The following is a 1,567-nucleotide window of genomic DNA, read 5'->3' on the forward strand; positions in this document are numbered from 1 at the left end:
TCTTGCGCTTTGAGGAGTTGCTCGTTCATTTGGGTGATGACCGTCGATAGCTTGATGAAATCACGTATTTCAAGTGCGGTTTTGCCGAGATCGGTGGCAGTTTTGAGCGCATCGGAGACGGAGTTCAGTAAGGGAAAGTTCATGGTGGTAGAGGGATGAATGTGGTGGAACAAATGAACGCTTTATTGAAGCGCTGCCTTTCAAGATTCACGGCTGGATTGCTGGGTGGGGATATCGAGCCCGCGAGCGACTTCGAACCGCCGTTGCTCTTCCTTGATGTACTGCCAGGCAACGTCGGTGAGGTTGAAGGCAAACCCTTCGGAGGTATGGCCCAGCGCCGCTGCTTGATAGAGAACACCGGCGCGTACGAGACCTCGCACGACGCCATCATCGGGGCGATAGCGAGCGGAGCGCGTCATTTGCAGTACGTAGGGCTGGAGGACATCAAGTTCGTCTTCGGTGAGCTGCATCAGATATTGGCGTACCCGATTCCGGTGCCGGACGACGAGGTAGCTTGCCGCGGCGATGACGATCAGCCCCAAAGCCGAGCGATTGTGCTTTGCAAACTCAAGCACGCCGAGCTGCTGTGCGATCCGGTCTGGGGCGAACAGCAGGAAAGCGGCGGCGATGCCAAATATCGAGAGGTAACTTGGCGCGAGCTTCAGGAAATCCAGAATCGTTTGGATGAATGTTGTGTTCATGATGAGGAAAATAAGGTTGCCTGACATGAAATTGGATTTTGATGCCATCGTGTTCGCTAACGGGTACGTGGTGATCGATGCACGGAGCGATCTTCCTGATTTTTGGATCGAGCTTGGCCCGAAGGTGGGTTGGGGGCGATTCGAGCGCATGGTTGAGTTTGCGATCGGTGAAGGGCGGTTTGTACTACGTGAAGTGCGCCCGGCCTATGAGCTGCCCCCAAGTCCAATCGCTTCACCGTTAGGTGTGCTGTGGCGCGGGCCCGCGGCGGTTACGGTTTGTCGGCAAATCGGGGCTTATCGAGAGATTCGGGATTTGGTTCCTGGATTTTCATTTCCGCTAGATCTTTGATCGTATCGCCGTGCAGCTTGAACGTTACCGTCCCGAGGATTGCCGACAGCCCTCCGTCGCCGAGAAGGAGGTCTACGCCTTTTGCCAGAAGTTGTAGCTCGGTGAGGTGTTTGGCGCGGACACTGGTTTTGACCAATCCGTGCTGGGAGAGGTATGCAGAATTAGCCAGCACGGCTTGCGCACCTAGTTTTTGCTCCAACTTGGCCAGTTCGTGAGGCGGTATTTCGAATGGAAAGTATTCCATCAAGGCTTTGAGGATTTGCGTTTGGACGGTGCGATCAATGTTCATGGATTGATGTCCTCAAAAAGTATCAATGTTGTGAAGGTGATGGGGCGACATCTTCCCCGTCGCCCAACCAAAAAGGAGGTTACCTGACATGTCTTCGGAAGATTGGCGAGGAATAGAGCGTAGTTTGTCCGCGCGCGCCCGCGCAGCCGGTTTACCACAATGGCTTTGCGACGCACTGAAAGAATCAGAGTGGGTCAGTCAGCAGGAGGAGGCATGGGGACGTCTGCT

Annotated in this window: 2 protein-coding genes; both read right to left on the reverse strand. The window is 54.6% G+C overall.

What is annotated here, in order from left to right; genetic code table 11:
* Positions 1–200: 200 nt before the first annotated feature.
* A complete protein-coding gene (locus WS68_RS08580; protein WP_059570389.1) occupies positions 201–749 on the reverse strand; it encodes a super-infection exclusion protein B in 549 nt (182 codons plus the stop codon).
* A gap of 221 nt (positions 750–970) precedes the next feature.
* The gene (locus tag WS68_RS08585; protein ID WP_059570390.1) at positions 971–1,339 is read right to left on the reverse strand and encodes a hypothetical protein; all 369 of its coding nucleotides are present in this window, start codon (positions 1,337–1,339) and stop codon (positions 971–973) included.
* Positions 1,340–1,567: the final 228 nt, after the last annotated feature.

This window comes from Burkholderia sp. TSV86 (genome assembly GCF_001522865.1).
Classification (GTDB): Bacteria; Pseudomonadota; Gammaproteobacteria; order Burkholderiales; family Burkholderiaceae; genus Burkholderia.